23 protein-coding genes and 1 pseudogene are annotated in these 23,910 nt (G+C 64.9%); 16 read left to right on the forward strand and 8 right to left on the reverse strand.

Translation table 11 applies throughout. The features are described from left to right. Window positions 1-388: 388 nt before the first annotated feature. Both LHU53_RS03230 and LHU53_RS03235 read right to left on the reverse strand, forming a co-directional pair. Entirely contained in the window at window positions 389-1,267 is an 879-nt protein-coding gene (locus tag LHU53_RS03230; RefSeq protein WP_227330650.1) for a PA4780 family RIO1-like protein kinase, read from the reverse strand. Window positions 1,268-1,319: 52 nt separating this feature from the next. Next, window positions 1,320-2,444 (reverse strand): DNA glycosylase AlkZ-like family protein, encoded by a 1,125-nt coding sequence (locus LHU53_RS03235; RefSeq protein ID WP_227330651.1) that lies wholly within the window; start codon window positions 2,442-2,444, stop codon window positions 1,320-1,322. A 103-nt stretch (window positions 2,445-2,547) separates the two neighbouring features. Between LHU53_RS03235 and LHU53_RS03240 the strand changes: the two genes are divergently transcribed. The 5 genes and pseudogenes from LHU53_RS03240 (at window position 2,548) to LHU53_RS03260 (ending at window position 6,610) form a co-directional block, all read left to right on the forward strand. Then, window positions 2,548-3,669 (forward strand): DNA alkylation repair protein, encoded by a 1,122-nt coding sequence (locus LHU53_RS03240; protein ID WP_227330652.1) that lies wholly within the window; start codon window positions 2,548-2,550, stop codon window positions 3,667-3,669. A gap of 229 nt (window positions 3,670-3,898) precedes the next feature. Then, window positions 3,899-4,489 (forward strand): exopolysaccharide biosynthesis protein, encoded by a 591-nt coding sequence (locus LHU53_RS03245; protein WP_227330653.1) that lies wholly within the window; start codon window positions 3,899-3,901, stop codon window positions 4,487-4,489. Between the two features lie 41 nt (window positions 4,490-4,530). Then, window positions 4,531-5,601 (forward strand): bifunctional 2-polyprenyl-6-hydroxyphenol methylase/3-demethylubiquinol 3-O-methyltransferase UbiG, encoded by a 1,071-nt coding sequence (locus LHU53_RS03250; protein WP_227330654.1) that lies wholly within the window; start codon window positions 4,531-4,533, stop codon window positions 5,599-5,601. A gap of 27 nt (window positions 5,602-5,628) precedes the next feature. After that, on the forward strand, window positions 5,629-6,051 hold the full coding sequence (locus tag LHU53_RS03255) for a DUF4112 domain-containing protein (RefSeq protein ID WP_227330655.1): 423 nt from the start codon (window positions 5,629-5,631) through the stop codon (window positions 6,049-6,051). Next, window positions 6,051-6,610: pseudogene (locus LHU53_RS03260) on the forward strand (alpha-ketoglutarate-dependent dioxygenase AlkB). Before LHU53_RS03255 ends, LHU53_RS03260 begins: the two are co-directional and overlap by 1 nt. A gap of 44 nt (window positions 6,611-6,654) precedes the next feature. Here the strand turns inward: LHU53_RS03260 and LHU53_RS03265 are convergent. Next, a complete protein-coding gene (locus LHU53_RS03265; RefSeq protein ID WP_370632209.1) occupies window positions 6,655-7,572 on the reverse strand; it encodes a LysR substrate-binding domain-containing protein in 918 nt (305 codons plus the stop codon). A 112-nt stretch (window positions 7,573-7,684) separates the two neighbouring features. Here LHU53_RS03265 and LHU53_RS03270 point away from each other — a divergent pair, with 112 nt between their 5' ends. Further along, window positions 7,685-8,329, forward strand: coding sequence for an NAD(P)-dependent oxidoreductase (locus LHU53_RS03270; protein ID WP_227330656.1), 645 nt, complete (start codon window positions 7,685-7,687; stop codon window positions 8,327-8,329). A gap of 15 nt (window positions 8,330-8,344) precedes the next feature. Here LHU53_RS03270 and LHU53_RS03275 read toward each other — a convergent pair whose 3' ends face one another. Beyond that, complete coding sequence (locus tag LHU53_RS03275) at window positions 8,345-8,602, reverse strand: hypothetical protein (RefSeq protein ID WP_227330657.1); 258 nt, start codon at window positions 8,600-8,602, stop codon at window positions 8,345-8,347. Further along, entirely contained in the window at window positions 8,599-9,372 is a 774-nt protein-coding gene (locus LHU53_RS03280; protein ID WP_227330658.1) for a tRNA-uridine aminocarboxypropyltransferase, read from the reverse strand. Before LHU53_RS03280 ends, LHU53_RS03275 begins: the two co-directional genes overlap by 4 nt. Before the next feature lie 181 nt (window positions 9,373-9,553). Here LHU53_RS03280 and LHU53_RS03285 point away from each other — a divergent pair, with 181 nt between their 5' ends. From LHU53_RS03285 to ypfH, 5 genes are all read left to right on the forward strand, one after another. After that, a complete protein-coding gene (locus LHU53_RS03285) occupies window positions 9,554-11,026 on the forward strand; it encodes a sensor histidine kinase (RefSeq protein ID WP_370632210.1) in 1,473 nt (490 codons plus the stop codon). After that, on the forward strand, window positions 11,023-11,649 hold the full coding sequence (locus LHU53_RS03290; protein WP_227330660.1) for a response regulator transcription factor: 627 nt from the start codon (window positions 11,023-11,025) through the stop codon (window positions 11,647-11,649). Before LHU53_RS03285 ends, LHU53_RS03290 begins: the two co-directional genes overlap by 4 nt. 156 nt (window positions 11,650-11,805) lie before the next feature. Continuing rightward, the gene (locus LHU53_RS03295) at window positions 11,806-12,297 is read left to right on the forward strand and encodes a heme-binding protein (protein ID WP_227330661.1); all 492 of its coding nucleotides are present in this window, start codon (window positions 11,806-11,808) and stop codon (window positions 12,295-12,297) included. Between the two features lie 80 nt (window positions 12,298-12,377). After that, window positions 12,378-13,040, forward strand: a complete 663-nt coding sequence (locus LHU53_RS03300; protein WP_227330904.1) for an ankyrin repeat domain-containing protein — start codon at window positions 12,378-12,380, stop codon at window positions 13,038-13,040. 96 nt (window positions 13,041-13,136) lie between these two features. Next, on the forward strand, window positions 13,137-13,841 hold the full coding sequence (gene ypfH / locus LHU53_RS03305; protein ID WP_227330662.1) for an esterase: 705 nt from the start codon (window positions 13,137-13,139) through the stop codon (window positions 13,839-13,841). An 81-nt stretch (window positions 13,842-13,922) separates the two neighbouring features. Here ypfH and LHU53_RS03310 read toward each other — a convergent pair whose 3' ends face one another. Further along, window positions 13,923-14,534, reverse strand: a complete 612-nt coding sequence (locus tag LHU53_RS03310; RefSeq protein ID WP_227330663.1) for a DUF1439 domain-containing protein — start codon at window positions 14,532-14,534, stop codon at window positions 13,923-13,925. A gap of 104 nt (window positions 14,535-14,638) precedes the next feature. Here LHU53_RS03310 and rarD point away from each other — a divergent pair, with 104 nt between their 5' ends. Next, window positions 14,639-15,541 (forward strand): EamA family transporter RarD, encoded by a 903-nt coding sequence (gene rarD / locus LHU53_RS03315; protein ID WP_227330664.1) that lies wholly within the window; start codon window positions 14,639-14,641, stop codon window positions 15,539-15,541. Here the strand turns inward: rarD and LHU53_RS03320 are convergent. Further along, window positions 15,516-16,421 carry a pirin family protein gene (locus LHU53_RS03320; protein ID WP_227330665.1) on the reverse strand — a complete coding sequence of 302 codons (906 nt, stop codon included), beginning with the start codon at window positions 16,419-16,421 and terminating at the stop codon, window positions 15,516-15,518. The genes rarD and LHU53_RS03320 overlap by 26 nt on opposite strands. Further along, a complete protein-coding gene (locus LHU53_RS03325; protein WP_370632212.1) occupies window positions 16,418-16,657 on the reverse strand; it encodes an OsmC family protein in 240 nt (79 codons plus the stop codon). Before LHU53_RS03325 ends, LHU53_RS03320 begins: the two co-directional genes overlap by 4 nt. Window positions 16,658-16,825: 168 nt before the next feature. Here LHU53_RS03325 and LHU53_RS03330 point away from each other — a divergent pair, with 168 nt between their 5' ends. The 4 genes from LHU53_RS03330 (at window position 16,826) to LHU53_RS03345 (ending at window position 23,867) form a co-directional block, all read left to right on the forward strand. Then, the gene (locus LHU53_RS03330; RefSeq protein WP_227330666.1) at window positions 16,826-17,461 is read left to right on the forward strand and encodes a mechanosensitive ion channel family protein; all 636 of its coding nucleotides are present in this window, start codon (window positions 16,826-16,828) and stop codon (window positions 17,459-17,461) included. Between the two features lie 31 nt (window positions 17,462-17,492). Continuing rightward, the gene (sbcD, locus tag LHU53_RS03335; protein ID WP_227330667.1) at window positions 17,493-18,728 is read left to right on the forward strand and encodes an exonuclease subunit SbcD; all 1,236 of its coding nucleotides are present in this window, start codon (window positions 17,493-17,495) and stop codon (window positions 18,726-18,728) included. Beyond that, window positions 18,725-22,192 (forward strand): AAA family ATPase, encoded by a 3,468-nt coding sequence (locus tag LHU53_RS03340; RefSeq protein WP_227330668.1) that lies wholly within the window; start codon window positions 18,725-18,727, stop codon window positions 22,190-22,192. The genes sbcD and LHU53_RS03340 overlap by 4 nt, the downstream gene beginning before the upstream one ends. A gap of 481 nt (window positions 22,193-22,673) precedes the next feature. Beyond that, window positions 22,674-23,867, forward strand: a complete 1,194-nt coding sequence (locus LHU53_RS03345) for a Fic family protein (RefSeq protein WP_227330669.1) — start codon at window positions 22,674-22,676, stop codon at window positions 23,865-23,867. The last annotated feature ends 43 nt before the right edge of the window (window positions 23,868-23,910 follow it).

Here is a 23,910-nt window from a genome sequence, read left to right on the forward strand (position 1 = left end):
TACCGCCAGCGGGTCTTGCACAACCTCGCCCAGCGTGCCAAGACCATGGGGATGCAACTCGTGGCTACTGAAAATCCCGTTTGAAAACACCATGCAAATCAATCAGTTGTGTGGTGTTTCTTGAGAGCCGGGGAGCCTCAGACGCGCTGCGCTTTGCGACATCGGCCCCCCGGCTAACCCCACATGGCCAGCGAGAGTCGCGGGTGTCATTGCATGTCCGGGATCCGGCTGTTGAACGGTGGCGAACCAATGTGCGCGCTGCAGCGGGTGGGGTGTTGGGGTCCACCGATGTCGCAAAGCGCAGCGCGTCTGAGGTGGGTCCCAATACCCCGCCCGCTGCCACCCAAGACGTAAGACGTTCTTCGGTCTTTGTCCCGCAGGACCAGCCTCAGCCCGCCGTCGCCATCCGCAGCCGACGCGCCGCATCTTCGGCCCGCGCGTCGTCAATCTCGCGCAGCACCGCCTGCATGTCGACACTGGCTTGTGAGCGCTCAAAACGACCTGTGAGTGGTGTGTCCACACGCAGCAGCCCGGCTTGGTACAGGCTCCAGATTTCCGGGCCGTACTCGGTGGCCAGCAGTTCGGGGGCAAACTGACCAAAGAAGTCGCGCAGATTCGCCACGTCGCGCAGCAGCATGCGCTGGGCGTGGTTGTTACCCGCCGCGTCCACCGCTTGCGGCAGGTCGATGATCACCGGTTCATCCACACCGTCGGCCCCATCCGTACTGGCTGTGTGCGCCAGCAGGATGTTGAACTCGGACAAGTCGCCGTGCACCACGCCAGCGCCCAGCATACGCACCACTTCTTTGATCAGCGTGGTGTGGTGCTGGCGCGCCTGCTCGGGCGTGAAGGCGACATCGTTCAGGCGCGGGGCCGCGTCGCCCTGGGCGTCGGTCACCAGCTCCATCAGCAACACGCCGTCGCAAAAGTTGTAGGGCTGGGGCACCCGCACACCGGCGGCGGCCAGGCGGTAGAGCGCGTCGACCTCGGCGCTTTGCCAGGCGGCTTCTTGTTCCTGGCGGCCAAACTTGCTGCCCTTGGCCATGGCGCGGGCCGAGCGCGAGTTTTTCACCTTGCGGTTTTCGGTGTAGTCCACCGCCTGGCGAAAGCTGCGCTGGGTGGCCTCTTTGTAGATCTTGGCGCAGCGGGTCTCGCCACCGCAGCGCACCACAAACACCATCGCCTCTTTGCCACTCATGAGCTGGCGCACCACGCTGTCGATCAGGCCCTCTTCAATCAGGGAGATCAGTCGGGCAGGTGGTTTCATGGGGCGTTGAGTCGGGGCTGGGGGAGCTGGATTGTCAGCCCCAGCGCCTAGTTCAGCCCAAGGCGTCTGGCTGAAGCCCTGCTGGGGTTGTTTCAGGTAGTGCCAGAAATGTGCGCAAGCGTGCCAGCTCCTCCTCCAGCGCCTGCGCAAACGCCGCATCCGTCGGTGGACTGCCCGCCACGTAACCCAGGGCCACATCCAACTGGTTACCACGCACCGCCAGATTGCCCCAGCCAATCACCTGCTCGCGCCACAACAGCGGCAGCGCGTAATACCCGCGCACCCGTTTGGGCGCCGGGGTGTAGGCCTCAAAGCGGTAGGCCCAGCCCCAGAACAGCTCAAACCGGCGCCGGTCCCACACCACTGGGTCAAAAGGCGCCAGCAGCCGCAGCATGTCGCCATTGGCTTGGCGGCGGGTCGCCGGGCTTTCATCGGCGGGCCAGTACCAGGTGACACCATCGACCTGGGCGCTGGCCAGGCGCTGTTTGGCCCGCTGGAACGCAGCGGCACGCTGGGTTGCCCACTGCGGCGTACCACCACGCAGGTGGCTGATCAGCTCACCGAGCGAGCGCTCGGGCAGGGGGGCGTATTTGTTCACGATCACATCCACCAGCGCGTCCATGGCCTGGGCCGGGTCCGGCGCGGCTTCTGACATGCCGTCGCGCGCGGCATAGGTGCGCACACCACTCACACGCCCGGCAATACGCAGCAGGCCGCGGTAATGCATGTCGTCGAGCAACTGGGTGCTGGCGTTGGACGAGCCGCCAAACCAGTTGCGCGCCGAGCCATGGGCAAAGTGGGTGTCCACCTCACGCGGGTGCACCACACCATGGGCCCGCACAAAGTCCAGCACCGCCTGCGCCTGCGCAGCGCGCTCCGGGGTCCACTCCGCCTGCGGCACACGTGGGTGCATAAGCGCCTGGGTGCTGCGTGGCACAAAGCCGTAGTTAACAAAAAAATCTTCTTCGACATCAAGTTGAGGGTAGCGCCGCTCCAGATCACCGGCACGGTAAGCCTTGACGCGGTGGCGCAGGGTCAGGTCTTGCGCGCGCGCCGGGGCGCGGATCGGGTCGGCCTGCACAAAACCCAGCTTGGCGATGGCCGCAGACAGCGTGGTGGGGGCGAACAGGCTGCGGGCCAGCGCAAACCGGCGCAGGTGGTCGAGGGTGACGTCCATGAAGCTGAGGCAGTTTTAAAGCTGTGTATAAAAACAGTATATATTTCGGCCACCCTGTGAACCAGTCTACTGCCGAGACCCCTGATGACAAACTTGCCCCGCCATGGCTGAACCCCTGGTCAACCAGTACGGTGTGGACGTGCCGCACGCCATCGCCAGCATGATCGCCAACGTCTACCCGGCTTTTGACAGCGCGGGTTTTGTGCGCGAGGTGCTGGACGGTTATGACACGTTGGCGCTGATGGCACGCGGCAAAAAGATCGCCCGGGCTTTGCGCCAGTATTTGCTGCATGACTACGCGCAGGCGCTGACCATCTTGTTGGCATCTGCCCAGCAGCCGCATGGCCGCGACCCCACCCTGACGCTGGGCGCATTTTTGTACCTGCCGCACACGCTGTTTGTAGCGGAGTTTGGTTTGGAGCACTTTGAGCTGTCGATGCAGGCCCAGCACGCGCTAACGCAGCGCTTCACCGCCGAGTTCAGCATCCGCCCTTTTCTGAAACATCACCCTGAGGAAACGCTGCGCCAGTTGCGTGTGTGGGCAACCGACCCGAATGCGTTGGTGCGGCGGCTGGTGTCTGAAGGCACCCGGCCACGCCTGCCGTGGGCCCCGCGCTTGCGCCAGTTTCAGGCCGACCCCACGCCGGTGCTGGCGCTCCTCGACGTGCTCAAGGATGACCCGGAGTTGGTTGTGCGCCGCTCGGTGGCCAACAACCTCAACGACATTGGCAAGGATCACCCCGACCTGCTGGCCACAACCGCGCGAGACTGGTTGAAGGATGCCAGCCCCGAGCGTGCCTGGATCGTCGGCCACGCGCTGCGTTCGGCGGTGAAGCGCGGGGACAGCGGCGCGCTTTCGGTGCTGGGCTTTGGCGCTGCCGCCCAGGTGAGCGTCGGCAGCGCCCACATCACGCCGGGCCAGGCGACGACGGGTGGTGCGGTGCAGATCGGTTTTGAAGTGACCAACAGCCAAAACCAGCCGCAGCGTGTGCTGGTGGATTTGGCGGTGCACTACGTCAAGGCCAACGGCCAGACCCGCGCCAAAGTGTTCAAGCTCAGCACCCTGGACCTGGCGCCGGGTGGCAGCGCAGCGCTATCCAAAAAGCTGTCACTGGCCGAGCTGACCACCCGAAAACACTACCCCGGGCGGCACCGGGTGGACGTATTGCTGAATGGCCAGGCCCAGCCGCTGGGGGCATTTGAGCTGGTGTCTGGCCGCATCTGAAAACTGAAACACCCATGAATTTTCATGGGTAGCCGGGGTAGTCGTTCAGTTTTTTTCGATGCTTGAGGTTTCAAAAAACTACTGGTTTCAGGTAAATCGTCCGTCTACAGTTCGCGCCTTTGCAACCTGACGCGCCAGACAGGCGCTTTTGCTCTGGATACCTATGTCACGAACGCTCAACCCACCTGCCAATACATCAGACAAGCCGCCAAACAGGCGACGAGCGGCCGTGGAACGCATTGCCACGGCGCAAGTCGCGTCCATGGGCAGCACCCTGGCTGACACCATTGGTGAAAACGCCCGGCAGCGGCTGGTCTGGCTCGGTTTGCTGGCCATGCCGCTGCTGTTTCCGGTTGCCCTGCCAGGCATGGGTACGGCCGTCGGCGTGTTGTGCATGCTTGTCGCACTCGGGCTGTGTACCGGCCAATCGGTGCCTTTGCCACGGTGGCTTGCCAGACGGGAATTGAATGCGCGCGTCCAGACGCTGCTGGCGGGCATGGTCAGCCGCGCGGTCAACCTCATCGGGCCGGTGAGTCGGCCCCGCATGCTGTCCTTGAGCAACAAGCCAGCGCGCATGCTCAACGGGTTGATGCTGCTTGCCGCCGGACTCTCCATGGCGGTGCCCGTCCTGATCATCAGTTTTGACAATGTGCTGCCGGCGCTGGCCATCGTCCTGATGTCATGGGGTCTGCGGCTTCGGGACGGCGCCCTGCTTCTGGCCGGCTACCTCGCCACCGCCATTGCGGTGGCCTCGGTGATGCTGTTGTGGTGGGGCGGCTCCGTGGTGGTCACAGAACTGCTGTCGGTGCTTTGGCGCTGACGGCACGAACAACCTACCAGCACAACCCACCTGCACAACCCATGACCCACATGCCTTTGTCCATGCGCACATCCCCCAACGCCCTCACACCCTGCCCCGTGTGCGGCTCCCAACACGCTGAACCCATCGCCCGCGTCGATGGCAAAACGGGCGAGCCCTTGCTTACCGTCCACTGCAGCGCTTGCGGTTTGGGACGTATTGACCCCTTGCCGACCCGGCCGGAATTGGAGGCCTGGTACACCCACCGCTACCGACAGGAATACAAACAAGCCGCATCACCCGCGCTGCGCCACGTGCTGCGGGCCGGTCGCCATGCCCTGAACCGATGGGAGTGGCTGCAAACACAACTCGGGCACGGTTCTGTGCCTCTGCCTGCCTCCAGCGTCACATTGGACATCGGGGCATCCAGCGGGGAGTTTGTCGACCTGATGCGCCAGCGTGGCATGCAGGCCCACGGCATTGAGCCCCACGCAGGCTACGCTGCCCACGCCCGCGAGGCTTTGGGCCTGGCGGTGGCGCACGGCGCGCTGCACCACGTTCTGCCTGGCCATGCAGACAAGCGTTACGACCTCATCAGCATGTTCCACGTCCTGGAACACCTGGTTGACCCGGTCGAAACGTTGCGCCTGCTCGCCAGCAAAGCGTCGCTCACGTGTCATTTGTTCATCGAAGTGCCGAATGCGACGCGATTTTGTGCGCCTCGTTATATGTTTTTCAGGGCCCACACCCTGTATTTCACCCAGATCTCACTGCACCAGACCTTGCAGGCGGGCGGTTGGGAAGTGGTGGCGCACAACCATGCCGACGATGACGATCTGAGGCTGCTGGCTCGCCCAGCCCCCGACCCTGGCCCGGAACAAGTCCCCATCAACTGGCAACCCAGTCGCGCGCTGATTGAAGCCCAGAACCGGCGCACATGGCCCGCCTACCTGGCGGACCAACTCCGCAGCGGCCGCTGGCTGCGCAAGCAACGCCTGCGCCAGGCAGAGAAACGAGCGGTGCGCGGCTTTTCATCGGCGCGAAGCCTTCTGGATGCCCTCTACCAGGATGGCCGCCTGCTGACCTCTGCGAAAGGCCCCGCCTTTAAATCGATGAAAACGTCCCCAATTTGAAGAGAATTGTTTTTCAAGGAGTACGCCATGCCCGCCAGTGACCCCAACACGTCAGGTCAGCGCCCGGCAGACGCGTTACTTGGCCGTGACCCGGCATCGGTGCGCAAACGAGTCGAGGCCATGGAAAACATTCTGGAGGGCTTGTTTGTCATCCCCGGCACCAACTTCCGCGTCGGTCTGGATGCCTTGATGGGGGTGCTGCCAGTTGGCGGCAGCGTGATGGCGGCCGCGATGGGGTCGTGGATGGCCTGGGAAGCCCGAAACCTGGGCATGCCCCGGCTGTATTTTTTCCGCATGGCGGGCAACATCGCGCTGGATGCGCTGCTCGGGGCGGTGCCGGTGGTTGGGATGGTGCCCGATCTGTTTTTCAGATCAAACACCCGCAACCTCAAAATCATCCGCTCGTGGCTGGATAAAAACCACCCGCACACCGTCACGGTGGACGTCTGATGCCGTTCTTTGACAACCTGCCGCCAGACCCGGATGCCGCGCCATTACCGCTTGCGCCGGGCGCGGTGCTGCTGCGTGGCTTGGCTTTGATTGAGGCTGCGGCGTTATTGCAAGCTATTGAAGCGGTGTTGCAGCAAGCCCCGTTGCGCCACATGGTCACGCCCGGCGGCTTCACCATGTCGGTGGCCATGAGCAATTGCGGCGCGCTGGGCTGGGTGTCAGACCCCACGGGTTACCGTTACACCGCGCTGGACACCATCTCGGGCCAGCCCTGGCCGCAGATGCCTGCTTGCTGTCTGGATCTGGCGCAGCGTGCCGCCGCGCAAGCCGGTTACGCCAACTTTCAACCGGACGCCTGCCTGCGGTGTTTTTGTTTGGCACACCCAGCCGCCAAGACCGGCCGCAGCGTTACCGGCTGGTGCATGGCGACGTGGTGGTGTGGGGTGGCCCATCGCGGCTGGCTTTTCATGGTGTGGCGCCATTGGCCGAGCGCGAACACGCGCTGCTGGGCAGGCGGCGCATCAACCTGACGTTTCGCCAGGTCAGGCGCCGCACCTGAAGGCTTTTTTTGGCCTCTAGCCCTTCGATAACAAGGGCAGGCCGCTATGAACCCAGGAGCTGCTTGGGCGCCTGTTCAAAGTGCGCGGTCAGCAGCGCCAGCGCATGGCGCACCTTGGCGGGCTGTTCACCCCGGCGCGGGGTGATGGCGTAGATCGGCATGACGGGCAGCTGCCAGCCCGGCAGCACTGGCAGCAGGCGCCCGTCCACCAGCGCGCGGCGGTCATCGTCGCTGACCACCACACTGATGCCCCAACCCGCCACACACAGGGCGTGCAAGGCGGTGACCTGACTGGCGTGGGCGCGACTGTGCACCTGCACCGCCACCTCGTCACCGGCTGCGTTGTGCAACAGCAAGTTGTCGTCACCACCGGTTGAGGGCCTGCCGCCAAGCCAGTCGTGCGCGGCCAGATCCTGCGGCTGCTGCGGCCAGCCGCGCTCGGCCAGGTAGGCCGGTGCGGCACACATCTGCGCGGCCATGCTGCCCAGCTTGCGCGCCACCAGGCTGGAGTCAGGCAACTTGCCCGCACGCAGGGCGATGTCCACCCGCTCTTCAATCAAGTCGATCAGCGCGTCGTCGAGCAGCAGGCGCAGCGTCAGCCGGGGGTGCTGGCGCAAGGGCGCAAGCGCCTGCGCCAGCAGGCCACCCATGCCAATCGGCGCGGCAATCCGCAGCTCACCCTCAGGCTCGTCGCGGTGGCGCGCCAGCGCCTGGTCGGCGCTGCGGGCAGCCGCCACCATGGCGCGGCAGCCTTCGATGTAGCGCTCACCAGCCTCGGTCAGCGTGAGCTTGCGGGTGGAGCGGTGTAACAGCGCCAGCCCCAGGGCCGACTCCAGCTGGCGCAGGTGCTGGCTCACCGCTGAGGGCGTCATCTGCAGCTGACGCGCCGCCGCCGACAGCGAGCCCGTCGCCACCACCTCAGCAAACACCGCCATGCGTTTGAGTTGATCCATCTGCGCCATTTTTTGGCCTTATTCGTTAGTTTTACTTCACAGTGTTAGTCAGATTGACCGTCTAGTCAATGCTTTGTGAAGCACAGACACTATCAGCATCTTAAACACACCGGAGATCACCATGAAAGTTGCACTCATTGGCGCCACAGGTTTTGTTGGCGCACCCTTGTTGACCGAGTTTCTGAGCCGGGGCCACCAGGTCACCGTGCTGGCCCGCAACCCCGCCAAACTCAGCGCCCAGGCCGGCTTGACCGTGGTGCAGGCCGACGCGCTGGACGCCACCCAAGTGGCACAAGCCGTGGCCGGGCATGACGCCGTGGTTAGCGCCTACAACCCGGGCTGGACCGAGCCGCGCATCCACGACCTGTTCCTGGAAGGCACCGCCGCCATCGTGGCCGGCACGAAGCAAGCCGGTGTCAAACGTTTTCTGATGGTGGGTGGCGCAGGCAGCCTGTTTGTGGCGCCCGGTGTGCAGCTGGTGGACACCGCTGGCTTCCCGGCTGAGTACAAACAAGGCGCCCTGGCCGCGCGTGAGGCGCTGAACCGGCTCAAGCTTGAAACCTCGCTGGACTGGACCTTCTTGTCGCCCCCGATCATCCTGGCACCAGGTGTGCGCACCGGCCAGTACCGCACCGGTCTTGACAACCCGCTGCCCGGCGAGGGTGAGGCACCTGCCGCCATTTCGGTGGAAGACATGGCCGTGGCCATCGTCGACGAGCTGGAACAGCCGCGCCACATCCAGCAGCGCTTTACCGTGGCCAATTAGGCCGCTGGTGCTGTTTTAGACCCGGCGGGGCACGACCGACCAGCCAGCGTGCTGGTTGGCCTTGTTGTTTTCGTAGTCCCATACCGTGCCGCAGTGGTCACAGCGGTAGCGGGTGACGGTGACCGTTTTCTCGCCACGCAACTCTTTGCGGTTGGCGCCCTGCACCAGTTCAGCATGGCCGGGCGCACGGCGCCAGTTTTGCTGGACAGCGGCGCAGGGCTCACACATCCCCGCGTGGGTGGCATCAGTGGGTGGCGTCTGGTCTGGGGTCATAGGGTGGCTCTTAAAGCGCCTGATTGTCGCTGCGCGCTCAAATCGCGCAAGCGCAGGTGGGCGGCATCGTCCAGGTCCAGCCGTTGCTGGTTCTTGGCCTGCAGGTAGTGGTGGGTGAACACATCGAGGTACGTGGCCAGCACCTCGGCCGCGTGGTGTTCCCCAGCCAGTTCCAGGCACAAGGCCCCCACTTCCGAAGTGCAGAAGTGGTCGCTGCGGCTGGATCGGCGCAGCCGGTAGTTGGACACCTGCTCAGGGTGCAGACTCAGCACCGGAAAACTGTTTAGGTACGGGCTTTTGCGAAACATCTTGCCGGCCTCGGCCCAGGTCGCATCCAGCAGCACAAACAGCGGGCGCTTGGGCGTCTGCTCTGGCGTGGCCGTCTCGGGCAGCAAAGCATTGACCACCCGCTCGGGTGTCACAAACTCCCCCGGAAACACCACATAAGGCTGCCATTGCGGGTCGGCCAGAAGGGTCAGCAAACGCGGGTCAACCCAGGTGCGCGCCCAGCTGAACGCAAAGGTGTCGCTCACCACGTCGGCAATCAGCCAGCCGGTGTTGCTGGGTTTGAGCGGCTCGATGTCGGCCATCAGCAGGCAGACGCCCGCCTGGGTGCTCACGTTCGGGCGCAAGTTGCAAAAACAGTGGCTGGCCATGACCCGGCAACCGGGGCAACGTTCGGCCGGGCCACCGCGCATGCCAAACGGTTTGACAGCGCGCGCCAGGCGCTCGGTGCGCAAACGGGACACAGCGTGAGGGAAGAGGGGCATGGTGAGTTGCAGAGTAGGGGGGGAATTATGGCCTGTAGAGCTTGACATTAAAGCACGTGAAGCTATAAATTAAAGAGCGAAAACCGCCGTGACGTGCCCGGCATTTGATCAGCTTCACACGGCCACCATCCCGTCCACGCCAAAATGGTTTTCCGCCGTCCCCTGTATGCAAAAATTGCCAATGCCTCACGCACTCCAAGTTCACGGACCACGCCTCATGGTGTGGCTGGTGCTGTCGGTCATCGGTGGGGTGCTGCTGGCCCGCTCGGAGTTGGCGCAGTGGCGCGAAGCGTTTGAGACCGATGCCCGCATCAGCCACCGCCTGCTCAGCCAGCGTGTGGTCCAGCACGAGGCGGTGCTGGCCACCCTGGCCTTGCTGCAACCCACCTCGCCGCCTGGCAGCGCCGACCCGGCAGAGCAGCGCCTGCCATCCGTCTACCCGCAAATTCTCAGCGTGCTGCGGCGCGACCCGGTCAGCACCTGGCCGGACACCACCTTGCCGCAGGCCGAGCAGGCATCCCGCCAGAGCCACACCGCCGTGCTGGCCAATGTTGATTTCACCTCGGCACGGGGTCGCTACCAACTGGTGCTGGCAGCCCAACCTGCCAGCTACGCCCTGTTGATTGACGTGTATGGCACCGTGCCCTGGAGCGACTGGCCCATGCCGGTGCAGAGCAGTCCGGTACGTGTCACCCTGGAGCACGCGGGGCAGGTGTTTGTGGTGCAACCGGGACACATCACCGGGTCAGGTTGGCGTTTTGAGTTTCGCAAGCCTTTGGCCAGTGCCAGCCAGCCTTTTGAGGTGGTGGCGCTACGGCAAGTGCGCTGGTCAGAGTTGCCGTGGGGCGCCATGGTGCTGTGGGTATTGGTGGTGGCTGCTGCGCTGGCCATCTGGTCAGCCTGGCAGCGCCAGCGCAGTGCACGTCGGCGTGCCGAGGAGCTGTTGCGCGTGGGGCAAGTCGCCCGCTTGAACACCTTGGGCGAGCTGGCTGCGGGCATGGCGCATGAACTCAACCAGCCCCTGACCGCCATACTGGCCAACACCCAGGCCGCCAGGCGCTTGCTGCAGGACGATCCACCTGAGCTGACGACCGCATTGCATGCCATGGACCAGGCCGCAGCCCAGGCGCGCCGCGCCGCCGAGGTGCTGGGGCGCTTGCGCCGCACGGTCGAGCAGCCCAGCCCTGCCGCGTCAGGCCAGCCGGTTGATCTGGCGCAGGCGGTGCGCAACGCGATTGACCTGCTGGAGCCTGAATGCAAGCTTCGCGCGGTGGTGCCCTCGGTACACCTGGCGCATCCCGTGCGGGTGCTGGCCGAGCGTGTGGCGCTGGAGCAAATTGTGCACAACCTGCTGACCAACGCGCTGCAAGCCTTGGACCTGGTGCCCGCCAGCGAGCGCCAACTCCGCATTGACATCGCGTCGAACCAGGGCATGGGTGTGCTGCGTGTGGCCGATACCGGGCCGGGCATCGCGCCAGAGACCTTGCCCCATGTGTTCCAGCCGTTTTTTACCACCCGTGAAGGCGGCTTGGGGCTGGGTCTGAGCCTGTGCGAAACACTTGCCAGCGGCATGGGCGGCCAGTTGTGCGCGCAGGCCAACGAGCCACGCGGTGCGGTATTTGTTTTGACACTGCCCCTGGCGCCCGCCTCATGAGCGCCCCCCTGTCTCCGCTGATCCATTTGATTGACGACGACGACGCCGTGCGCGCCAGTCTGGCGCTGTTGATTGGCACGGTGGGGCTGCGCGTGCAGGCTTGGGCGGACCCCCAGGCATTCATGCGCAGCTTTGACCGCCAGAGCATCGGTGCCATCGTGCTGGATGTGCGCATGCCCGGCATTAGCGGCTTGACCGTGCTGGATGCCTTGATGGCGCAAGGTGTGGACCATCCGGTCATCATGCTCACCGGGCACGGCACCGTGGAGCTGTGTCGGCGCGCGCTGAAGTCGGGCGCTGCCGAGTTTCTGGAAAAACCGGTGGACGATGAGGTGTTGCTGGAAGCGCTGCAAATCGCCGTGCGCCAGCATGTGGGCTCGCGTGAACGCCACCAGGCCAGTCGCCAGGCGCGTGAACGCTACGCGCAGCTGTCCGAGCGTGAGCGCGAGGTGCTGGGCCTGATTGTGGAAGGCCTGACCAACAAGGAGATTGGCCGCGCACTGGGCCTGTCGCCCCGCACCGTGGAAACCCACCGCGCCAACCTGTTTGCCAAATTGCAGGTGGAGTCGCTGGCGCACCTGATACGCCACTACGCCACGCTGGCCGCGCCGGCCAACAGCTGACGCCGCAGGCTTCTTGTGGGGCTTGCGCCCGGGCGGTCTGCGTAGTTATACGGAGCCTGGCGCGTAACTGCACGAATGGCCTGCAAGCACCCGGGTGATTACATTTTCTCCAGGGGGTGAACGGTGTTTCACCACCCATTTAACAGGAGAAAACCCATGCGATCCCTTCACTGCGCCAGCGCCCTCATCTTGTCTTTGGCCACATTGGGCGCCATCGCCCAAACCGTTCGTGTCGAAAAGAACATGTCCCTTGAACTGGCCAACAAAATTGCCGCCGCCACCGTGGCGGCCTGCAGTGCCGACAAGTTCAATGTGACCGCCACCGTGGTGGACCGTGCAGGCGGCGTGCGCGCCGTGCAGCGCGCTGACAACGCTGGCCCGCACACCCTGGCCGCCAGCCAGGCCAAGGCCTTCACCTCGGCGTCTGGCAAGAACACCACCGCTGCCATGTGGGAAGGGGTGCAAAAGAACCCGGCATCGGCCAACGTGGCCATGATCCCCGGCTACCTGCTGCTGGGCGGTGGGGTGCCGGTGAAGGTGGGCGACGAAGTGATTGGCGCGGTCGGTGTGGGCGGTGCACCCGGCGGTCATCTGGACGAAAAGTGCGCCTTGGCGGGTATTGCCAGCGTGCAGGACATGCTCAAGTAAGCTGGTTTCAAACCACTGCAGGACAGGTGATGACAAGACAACGTTCCCTCGCGGCATGGTCGACGGCGGCGCTGGTGGCGATGAGTTTTCTGGCACCAGCGGCGCACGCCCAGGTGGCCCCCAGCGCCGCCGAGGCCGCACGCTACACCGGCTTGCATGCGGCCGCCCACCGCGGCGACCTGCCGTTACTGAACAAGCTGCTGTCCACCGGTGCCCCTGTGAATGCACGCGATGCCTTTGGCCGCACGGCCGTGCATGTGGCCACTTTTGCCAGACAAGCCGGGGTATTGCGCGCACTGGCGCAGGCCGGTGCGAATCTGGAACTGCTGGAGAACGACCGGTATGACGCGGTCACCATCGCGGCGGTGGCCGACGATGAAGCCACGTTGCGGCTGTTGCTCAGCCTGGGCGCCAGCGCCAAACTCACCACCAGCCGCTACGACGGCACCGCCCTGATCGCAGCCGCCCACCTGGGGCACGTCGGTGTGGTGCGGCAACTCATTGCCGCAGGCGCTCCGTTGGACCACGTCAACAACCTGCATTGGACGGCTGTGATTGAGGCCATTGTGCTTGGCGATGGTGGTGCCAGACATCAGGCCGTGTTGCAGGCCTTGCTGGACGCGGGTGCCAGCACCCGGCTCACCGACCGCGCAGGCAATACGCCCCTGGCGCTGGCCCAGGCCCGAGGCTACCCGGCCATGGTCGCCCTGCTGGAAAAGCTGGCGCCAGACCCAAAGCCGTGACGCCCGCCATGGCGGTTGCACGGGCTGCAGCCGCAGGCATTTAAACTGCCATGCCATTTGACCAACCCGTAGCGGACTACCGCGCAACGCCCCACCGTGCCTGAATCCATCCTCATCCAGCAACCCAGCCAAGCCGCCCAGCAACTCCTGGTGCTGCACCATGGTGTGGGCGCCAGTGCCCAGCAGCTGGTCCCGCTGGGGCAGCAACTGGCGCTGCAATTCCCCATTGCTTTCATCGTCAGTGTGCACGCCCCCTATGCCAGCGACATCAGCGCCAGCGGTGCCCAGTGGTTCTCGGTGCAAGGCATCACTGACGAAAACCGCCCCGAGCGGGTGGCACAAGCCATGCCCGCCTTCCTCCACAACCTGCGTTATTGGCAACACACCAGCGGGGTTGAGCCCGGCGCCACCGCGGTGTTGGGGTTTTCACAAGGCGCCATCATGGCGCTGGAGGCCGCGCAGGCCCATGCCGGTCTGGCCGGGCGCATCGTCGCCTTGTCGGGGCGGTATGCCCGGCTACCCACCCATGCGCCCGAGAAAACCACGCTGCATTTCATCCACGGCAAGTCCGACCCGGTGATCCACTACGGGCACTGTGTGGCCGCTGCAGAGCAGCTGGTGGCCTTGGGGGCAGATCTCACGGCAGATGTCATTCCCTACCTGGGCCACGACATCACCACCGACGTGATTGAGCTGGTGCTAGAGCGCTTGACCGGCCACATCCCCCAACACCACTGGGACGCGGTGCTGAATGCGGCGGCCCAGCAAGCCGCTTCTGCCCAATCCGGCGACCGGGAATAAGGCAGAGATAAGCCAGAGATAAGCCAGAGATAAGCCAGAGATAAGCCAGGGCCGCCACGCGCTGCGGGTACGCGGGTGGTTTCAGGGCGCGCTCAGTGGTTTGGGAACAAACCCAATCACCAACCCGGCGTCAGTCACGGTGATGCTGCCGGGCTGCATGCCCATGCTGCTGGGCAGGGCCAGGTCAGGGGGCTGCAGGCGATGCAGCACCACCTCCAACAGGGCACGCTCGCTTAACACCGGGCCATAGGTGTTGAGCAGCGCCACCACGCCAAGCGGCAGGCTGGGCATGCTCAGCCGTTTAAAACGCAGCTGGTGGGCACGCACGCTGAGGTCGCTGGCCTCGTAACGCAGCGCAAAGTCCAGCGCCAGCGTGCCGGGGTGACTGCCCTGCAGCGCCGGACCTGCGGCCACCAGGTCGATCTCGGCGCCCAGGCGGTTTTGCGCTGGCAACAGCGTCAAACGCGGCGCCTGCATATCCAGATTCAGCAAGCCCTGGACGGGGTAGCGCAGCGGAAAACGTTGCGCCACGGCTTGCTGCAACACCACCACAGACACCTTGTACTGCGGCAGTGCTTGCGGCTCGCCATCCGATGGCGACTCGGCATCGGTCGACGCGGCCCAGGTCAGACCGCTTGGCGACAGACTCAGAGGAAGACACAGGGCAAGGGGAATCAGATGTCGGCGGCGCATGCCAGAGATCCTTTCAAAGCCATTGTGCGCTGATCATGTTGTGCATCAGCCACTAGACTCTGAGCCCTCCCCCTCAAAGCCCGTCACCCGGCTGCCTGCCCTCTATGAATCCTGGTTTGCTTTACGCCGCATTGGCCTACATGGCCTGGGGCCTTTTCCCCATTTATTTCAAGCAACTGGTCCAGGTCAATGCGGTGGAGGTGGTGATGCACCGCATGGTGTGGGCATTTGTTTTTCTGATGGGTGTGTTGCTGGTGCTCAAGCGCTGGGCCTGGTTGCGCGATGTGGCACGCCAACCGCGTGTGCTGATGGCCTTTGGGTTGTCGGCGCTGCTGCTGTCCGCCAACTGGTCGGTGTACGTGTGGGCCGTGCAAAACGCCCACGTGGTGGATGCCAGTTTGGGCTATTTCATCCTGCCTTTGGTCAATGTGGCGATGGGCTTTGTCTTTTTGCACGAACGCCCGCGCCCGGCGCAGTGGCTGGCGGTGGCCGTGGCGGCCAGCGGTGTGTTGTGGCTCACGCTGCAGGCAGGCCGATTGCCCTGGGTGGCCCTGGTGCTGGCGGTGACCTTTGGCACTTATGGCTTGCTGCGCAAAGTGGCCCAACTGGGCGCGCTGGAGGGCCTGACGCTGGAGACCGTGATGCTGCTGCCTATGGCGGCGGGGCTATTGGCCTGGTGGGCCTGGCACGGCCAGGGCGCGCTGGTGCAAGGTGACCCCGCAACCCTGGGCTGGTTGATGCTGGGCGGGCCGCTGACCGCCATTCCGCTGCTGCTGTTTGCCGCTGGCGCCCGGCGCATTCCGCTGGCCACGATGGGCATCCTGCAGTACATCTCACCGAGCTTGCAAATGCTGGCGGGCGTGTGGCTGTACGGGGAGCCCTTTGAGCCAACACGCGCGATTGGTTTTTACCTGATCTGGGCCGCCTTGGTGGTTTACAGCGCCGAAAGTGTGTGGCTGATGCGCCGTCGCGCGCCAGTTGCTAAAAGTCATCCCGATTCGCGCTGACTTGTCTGCGCTCGGGCAACGGAATTCGTTCGGTCTCACCCGGCACCTGGGCCATGCCCTGGCTGCCATCGCCGGTGTCCCAGGCTTGCGCGGCTTGTTCAATACGCGCCTTGCTGGTGCCCACAAAGTTCCACCACATCAAGCGCCGCCCCAGCGGCTGGCCACCCACCACCGCCAGGCGGGCGCCTTCTGGCCCGGCCTGCAGCACGGTGCTTTCGCTCAGCACGGCCAAGGTATGGGGCGCCAGTGGCTGGCCGTCCAGCGCCAGCGCCCCGTGCACCCCATACACCGCCTGTTCCTCGGCCAGCATGGGCAGCGTCCATTGGCCGTTGGCGGGCAGCGCCACATCCAGATACAGCGTAGGTGAACAAGGCTGCACCGGCGACTCGGCGCCCAGCGCCTGGCCCACCAGCACACGCACCTGGGCGCAGCCGTCCTGCACCTCGGGGATGGCACTGGCCGGGGTGTGGACAAAACTGGCAGGCACCTCCTGCTGGTCTTGCGGCAGCGCCAGCCACAGCTGCAGACCGTGGTTGACGTACGTGCTGTGGCGCTCGGCCTCGGGCTTGCGCTCGGAGTGCACGATGCCACTGCCCGCGGTCATCCAGTTGATGGCGCCGGGCTCGATGCGCTGGCTGTAGCCCAGGTTGTCGCGGTGCATGATGACACCCTCAAACAAATAGGTCAGCGTGGCCAGGCCAATGTGCGGGTGTGGCCGCACATCGTGGTTGTCTGCCGGTGTGACGGTGACCGGGCCAAAGTGATCAAAAAAGAGGAACGGCCCCACGGCCTGGCGTTGCGCGGCTGGCAACAGGCGGCGCACCACAAAACCACCGCCCAGGTCGTGGCCATGGGCACCCAGCAGCTGCGGCGCGCTCATGCGGCCCGCTCCACGGTGGTTGTGACCTCGTCCACCGCGAACCCCTTTTGCTTGGCAAACCACATGACGGTGAGTGCCTTGCAGGCACCCAGGGCAGCGTCATACAGGTCGTGCGGGCTGGGGCCTTCGTCCCCACCCCCTTCGGCGGCGGACACATCGGCAGACAGCGCATGCGCGCGGATGTGCAGGGTCTGGGCCAGCGCGGTGCCTGGCTTGCGTTGCAACTGAATGCTCATGGTTGCGGGTCTCCAGAGTGGGTGGATTTCAGTTTAAGACCGGCCGCCCGATGGCGTGGCGCTGCAGCACAGTGCCCCTTCAAAGTGGCCCTGCCCATAGGCCCGTCGGGGTGTTGCGGCCGATGCATGGAAAATGCGGGCTTTCTGGCAACCGCCCTGACCGCCCCCATGCTTCGACCCTTTACCTCCTACCTGCCCGACTGGACACGCGACTGGCTGGAAATCATTGTTCCTGGCCTGCAGATTCTGCTGATCCTGCTGGTGGCGTGGTTGCTGCAATACCTGCTGCGCCGGGCGATAAACCGCGTTGGCCGGCATTACCTGCTGCCGGTCGAGCTGACGATGCCACTCAAAGGCCTGCTGCGCTGGACCATCATGATCTCGGCCCTGATGCTGGTGCTGGAGCGCTTAGGGGTATCGGCGACGGTGCTGTGGACCGCCTTCACCGGCTTTGCCACCGTGGGTGCGGTGGCCTTTTTTGCCGCCTGGAGCGTGCTCTCCAACCTGTTTTGCGCGTTCCTGATCTTCACCGTGCGGCCCTTTCGCCTGGGTGACAGCATCGAGCTGCTGGACGTGGCCGAAAAACCCGGCGCCCGTGGCCGCGTGGTTGACATCAACCTGCTCTACACCTCGCTCGAAGACAGTGACAGCCCCACCCCGGGCACGCTGCTGCAGATTCCCAACGCGCTGATCTTCCAGCGGGTGGTCCGGCGCTGGAAGGGCGGGCAAGCGCCCACGCCCGCCATGCCACCCGCCAGCAGCCTCAGCCCAGCCACCGAGCAGACGCCACCGCGCAGTTTGTAGTGCCCAATTGGGTCACCCACCACCCACCTCTATGCGCATCCTCCACACCTCAGACTGGCACCTTGGCCAGCATTTCATGGGCAAGAGCCGCCAGGCCGAACACCAGGCGCTGATCGATTGGCTGCTGGTTCAGGTGGAAACGCATGCGGTGGACGCGGTCCTCATTGCGGGTGATATTTTTGACACCGGCGCCCCACCCAGCTACGCACGCGAGCTTTACAACCACCTGGTGGTGCAGCTGCACCGTGCCGGGGTGGCGCTGCTGTTGCTGGGTGGCAACCACGACTCGGTGGCCACGCTGGGCGAAAGCCGGGCCTTGCTGGCCTTTTTGAGCGCCACCGTGGTGGCCGAGGTCCAGCCCCCTGCCGATCAGCTGGTGCTGCTGCCCAAGCGCGGCACACCGGCCGAACCGGGTTGCATCGTGTGCGCCGTGCCCTTCATCCGTGCGCGTGATGTGCTGCAAAGCCAGGCCGGCCAAAGCGCACAAGACAAGCAGCAGTCCATGCAGGCGGCCATCCAGGCCCATTACCAGGCGGTGTTTGCGGCGGGCAAAACGCGGCAGGCCGAGCTGCAACTGGCGCTGGGCCGCACGCTGCCGCTGATCGCCACCGGGCACCTCACCACCGTGGGAGCCAGCAGCAATGAGTCGGTGCGCGAGATCTACGTGGGCTCGCTCGATGCCTTTCCCACCGCGGCTTTTCCGGCGGCCGACTACATCGCGCTGGGGCACATCCACAAGCCGCAAAAAGTGGGCGGCCTGGACCACATTCGCTACTGCGGCTCGCCCATCCCGCTCGGTTTTGACGAGGCCCGGCAAACCAAAGAAGTGCTGCTGGTGGACCTGGACGCCACCGGCCTGGCTGGCATCACCGCGCTGCCGGTGCCCCGCTTCCAGGCCATGGTCTCGGTGAGTGGCAACCTGATGACGCTGGCCTCCGCCATCCAGGACGTTGCGGCGCAAGGCACGGCCGAGCAGCCGGTCTGGCTTGAAGTGACCGTGGCTGATGACGACTACCTGTCCGACCTGCCCGCACGCATCAGCGAGATGACGCAAGGCCTGCCGGTTGAGGTGCTGCGGGTGCGCCGCCAACGCGCCAGCACCGCCGCCACACTGGCGGGCCAGCCGCTGGAAACCCTGGACGAACTCAGCCCGGCCGAGGTGTTTGCCCGGCGGCTGGCGCAAGAAGACCTGGAGCCCGCCGTGCAAGACGCCCTGGGCCAGCGCTTTCGCGCGGTGCTGGCCAGCCTGACCGAGGACGCCTCATGAAAATCCTCAAACTGCGCCTGAAAAACCTGAACTCGCTCAAGGGTGACTGGGCGGTTGACTTCACCCAGCCGCCATTCACCCAGAGCAGCTTGTTTGCCATCACCGGCCCCACCGGGGCGGGCAAGTCCACCCTGCTGGACGCGATTTGCCTAGCGCTCTACCACGAGACCCCGCGCTTGAAGAGTGTGTCCAAATCGGCCAACGACATCATGACGCGCCACACCGCCGACTGCCTGGCCGAGGTGGAGTTTGAGGTCAAAGGGGCGGTGTACCGGGCCTTCTGGAGCCAGCGCCGCGCCCGCGACAAGCTTGACGGTGAGCTGCAAAACCCCAAGGTGGAACTGGCCAGCGTGGACCCGGCCACCGGGCTGGGCACCATCTTGAGCAACCAAAGCACCGACAAACTCAAACGCACGGCCGACATCACCGGGCTGGACTTTGCGCGCTTCACCCGGTCCATGCTGCTGGCGCAGGGCGGTTTTGCCGCCTTCTTGAATGCCAGCGCCAACGATCGGGCCGAGTTGCTCGAAGAGCTGACCGGCACCGAGATTTATGGCGAGATATCCAGCAAAGTGTTTGAGCAAGCACGCCTGGCCAAACAACAGCTTGACCAGCTCAAAGCCCGGGCCGAGGGGGTTGAGCGGCTGTCCGACCCGCAGCGCGAGGCCATGCAGGCCGACATCCAGCAGTGGACCCAGGCGCTGGCCGAGGTGCAACAAGCCGCCGCGTCCACCCAGGCGCAACGCCAATGGCAAATCAACCTGGCCACCCGCCAGCACGAGCTGGAGGTGGCCGAAGCGGCCCACCGCGCAGCCGTAGCAGCGGTGCAAGCGGCCGCGCCAGAGCTGCAGCGCCTGGCCGACAGCGAACCCGCACAAGCCCTGCTGGCGCTGCACCAGGCCCTGCAGCAGGCGCAGGCCACTTGCAGCAGCAGCCAAACGCTGTTGGCCAGCTTGCAAGTCCAGCATGAGCGCGAGTCGGCGGCGCACCACCACCAACACGCCCAGGCCCACACCTTGGCGCAGCGCATCGCCTGGGCTGCCCAGGCCCAGCTGGCGCAGACACAGGGCGAACACCAACGCCTGCTTGACCATCACAACGCCCACCCGCAGCATGCGTTTTTGGGTGAGCGTCTGGGCGCCTGGCGGGCGCAGTTTGAGCAGCACCATAAGTTAACAGACAGAGCCGTGGCGCAGCAAGCCGCCCTGCACAAGCTGCAAACCCTCAACACCCAGCGCAACGACGAGATCACCCGCCAGAGCCAGCAGCTGGAAACCGCGGTGCAGGCGCAAGCCCAGTCCGAGGCCGAACTGCGCAGTGCCCAAGCGGCCCAACAGCAGCGCCTGGGCGGGCAAAGCACCAGCGCCATGCGCGCACGCTGGCAGGCGGCGCAAGACCAGCTGATGGGCTGGAAGCAGGTGGACCAGCTGGCACACCAGCGCCGCGACCTGGCCAACCAGCAAAGCGTGCTGAGCCGCGAAATTCAGCAAGGCCAGACCACCCTCACCGAGCAGGAAGCCCAGCGCCTGACCCTGCGCGACCAGTACAAGGCCCTCAAGGAACAAGTGGCCGACAAACACAAGCTGCTTGAGCAAGAGCGCCGCATCCAAAGCCTGGACCAGCACCGCCAGGCGCTGCAGCCCGGCGAGGCCTGCCCCCTGTGTGGCGCCACGGAGCACCCCGGTTTGACCGCCTACCAGGCGCTCGACGTGTCGGCCACCCAATTGGCTTTGCAAGACAAACAAGCCGAGCTGGAGGCGCTGGAGGCCAAAGGCCAGAGCCTGACCACCAGCCTGGAGCGCTGCAAAGCCATGCTGGCCGAGCGCCAGGCGCAGCAGGCCAAAACCGAACAGCTTTTGCAGACATGGCAAGCCAGCTGGGCCCGCGCCCGCCAAGCCGTGGCCGCCCAGCCGCCGCTGACGGCAGACGACTGGCAAAACACAGATACCTTGCTGGCAGGCCAACAAGCCGCAGCCCATGCCCTGGCCCAACTCGCTGATCAGCTGCAGGCTGCCGAAGCCGGTGAACAGCGGGTGCAACAGGCGCAAAGCCTCACCAGCCAATGCGCCCAGGCCTGCCAGGCGGCGCAGCACCAGCTGGCGCTGTTGCAGCAGGCCGCCCACACCGCACAGGCCAGCGAAGCGGCGCTGGTGCAAGACATCAACCAGCTGCAGGCCGAGGCCGCGCTGCTGCTCGCCACGCTGCAAGCCTCTTTGGAGGAAGCCGGGTACACCCTGCCCACAGACGTGCTGCCGTGGCTCGCTGAGCGCGAGGCGCAATGGCAGCAGTGGCGCAGCACCCAAACCCAGCTGCAAACGCTGGCCCAGACCCTCACCCGCCAGCAAGCACAAGCCGATGCGGCGCAAGCACAGGCCGACACCTGGGCGCAGCGCTGGGCGGTGCTGCAAACCACCCCGGGAGGGCAAACCAGTGCCGCCACTGAAGCGGTCTCGGTCTCTGACACTGCGCTGCCCGACGCCTTCGCCGCCTGTGTTGAGACCATCGGCCACCTGGCCCGCAAGCTGGCCGACCTGGCCGGGCGCCTGTCCCAAACCCAAGCCAGCCTGACCGAGCAGACCACCGCGCTGGAGGCCTCCACACAGGCCTGGCAGCAAGCGCTGCGGCAAAGCCCGTTTGCCGATCTGGCAGCGTTTGAAGCGGCACGCCTGCCCGAGCCAGAGCGTCAGCGCCTGGTGGCCCTGCGCGACAGCCTGCTGGGCGCACAAGCGCGCAGCAGCGCGCTCTGGCAGGCGGCGCAAGACAAGTTCGCTCATCTGCACGCGCAAGCCTTGACAACACAAACGCCTGATGAATTGGCGGCCAGCCTGGCCGCGCTGGAAGCCCAACGCAGCCGCTACAGCGAGCAGATCGGCGCCCACCGCGCGCTGCTGGCCAACGATGCCCAGTTGCAGGCCAACCAGGAAAGCTTGCTGGCGCAGATCAGCCGCCAGAGCGCCGAGTCGGACCTGTGGCAGCGGCTGGACGGGCTGATTGGCTCGGCCAAAGGGGACAAGTTCCGCAAATTTGCCCAGGGCCTCACGCTGGACCACCTGCTGCAACTGGCCAACCGGCACCTGGCGCGCCTGCATGGGCGTTACCTGTTGCGCCGCAAAGCCACGGGTGAGCTGGAGCTGGAAATTGTGGACGCCTGGCAAGCCGACGTGGCTCGCGACACCCGCACGCTGTCGGGGGGAGAGGGCTTTTTGGTGAGCCTGGCCCTGGCCCTGGCGCTGTCAGATCTGGTGAGCAGCAAGACCTCGATCGACTCGCTGTTTCTGGACGAAGGCTTTGGCTCGCTGGACGGCGACACGCTGGAGATCGCGCTGAGCGCGCTCGACTCACTCAACGCCAGCGGCAAGATGATTGGTGTGATCAGCCATGTGGAAGCCATGAAAGAGCGCATCACGGCGCAGATCCGGGTCGAGAAAGGCGGCGGCATCGGGCACTCGCGGCTGCTGGTGTAGTGCAACTAGCGCGAGGGCCGCTTCAAACCCTGGCATTGGGTAAAAAATGAGCGCTAGCCCTTGTTGAATAAGGGCTAGCAGCTATCGAGGTTGCATCAATACCCATGGCGACATGGCTCAGCCCACGGGCGTGCACAACGCCACCAGAAAACCATTGATGTCGGCCACATAGGCGATGGTCTGGCCCCAGGGCATGACCTCGACCGGGCGCATCGGGGGTGCGCAGCGCAATCTCAAAGCTGGGGGCGTTCGGGTTGGCTGGCTGGAAGGTAGGGGGCGGAGTACGAAGTATTTGTTGGCCAAATTGGGCTGTAGCCATCGTGAATGATCAGAATGAAGCTATAAAAAAGCAAAACCAGTTCAGCCCCGAACGGTGCAACGGCAGGTTGGAAGATAGATTGGCAAAAACGTTGGTGAAATAGATTTAAATCTATTAAAAATCAATGCTTTACAAAAGAACTAAACTTGGCAAAATAGTCTGATGTACACCCAAGTCCACCAGTTCGAACCCCTGCTACCCGCCGATGCCCGCATGGAGCCTCTGCTGGCCAAGGCGCATGACCTGTCCCGTCTGGCCACCACCCTGGCGGGCACCCGTGTGCCGCTGGAACTGCGCAGCCTGCTGCGCAACATGAACTCGTACTACACCAACCGCATTGAGGGGCAACACACCCGCCCGCACGAAATCGACCAGGCCCTGCGGCAAGACTTTTCACAGGACGCAGCGCTGGCCGCCAAACAGCGCCTGGCCATCGCCCACATACAAGCCGAACAGGCGCTGGAGCAGCGCTACCCTGGCCCCGCAGGCGCTGCCAGCCTGTATACGCCAGAGGCGCTGCAAGACATTCACCACACCTTGTTGGCCAGCCTGCCTGCTGCCGACTTGTTCGCGCCCGAGCAAGAGGCCATTGTTCCCGGTGCACTGCGCCAGCGCGATGTGCGCGTGGGTCAGCATGTGGCGCCAGCACATGCCAGCGTGCCCGTGTTTTTGCAGCGCTGGGCTGGCTTTTATGGCGGTGTGCGCCGGGGCGAGGCGGCTTTGGTGGCGCTGGCCTGTGCGCACCAACGACTGGGCTGGGTTCACCCTTTTATCGATGGCAATGGTCGCGTCATGCGCCTGCACACCCACACTTGGCTCATGGCACAAGGCTACACCGGCGGGCTGTGGTCACCCCTGCGCGGCTTTGCCCGCAGCACCGAGCGCTACTACGCGCTGCTGGCGGATGCCGACAGCCTGCGCCGCGGCGACCTGGACGGGCGCGGCAACCTGAGCGAACAGGCTCTCATTGCCTGGGCCGACTACGTTCTGGACACCTGTCTGGACCAGGTGCGCTTCATGGCCGGCCTGCTGGACTTTGAGACCATCAAAACCCGCATCGAAGCCTGCTTGGTGTTTGAGGCCACCGTGCGCAAACAAGGCGTGCGCACCGAGGCCTTGCGCGGCCTGCACTACCTGTTTTTGAGCGGCGAAGAAATGCCGCGTGGCGACTTCAAAGCCATGCTGGGCATGGGCGAGCGCAGCGCCACCGATGCACTGGGCGCGCTCGTCAAACGCGGCCTGCTCAAATCCGACTCGCCGCAAGGCAAGGTGCGCTTCGGCCTGCCGCAGCATGCGCTGCGCTTCATGTTCCCGCAGCTGTGGCCCGAGGCGGAGGCGGATTCGGTTGATGTTTGAAGGAGGAAGTAGCCGTTAGCCTCAAAAATACTGCCCAAGCAGC

The organism is Rhodoferax sp. U2-2l, assembly GCF_020594515.1.
GTDB lineage: Bacteria > Pseudomonadota > Gammaproteobacteria > Burkholderiales > Burkholderiaceae_C > Rhodoferax.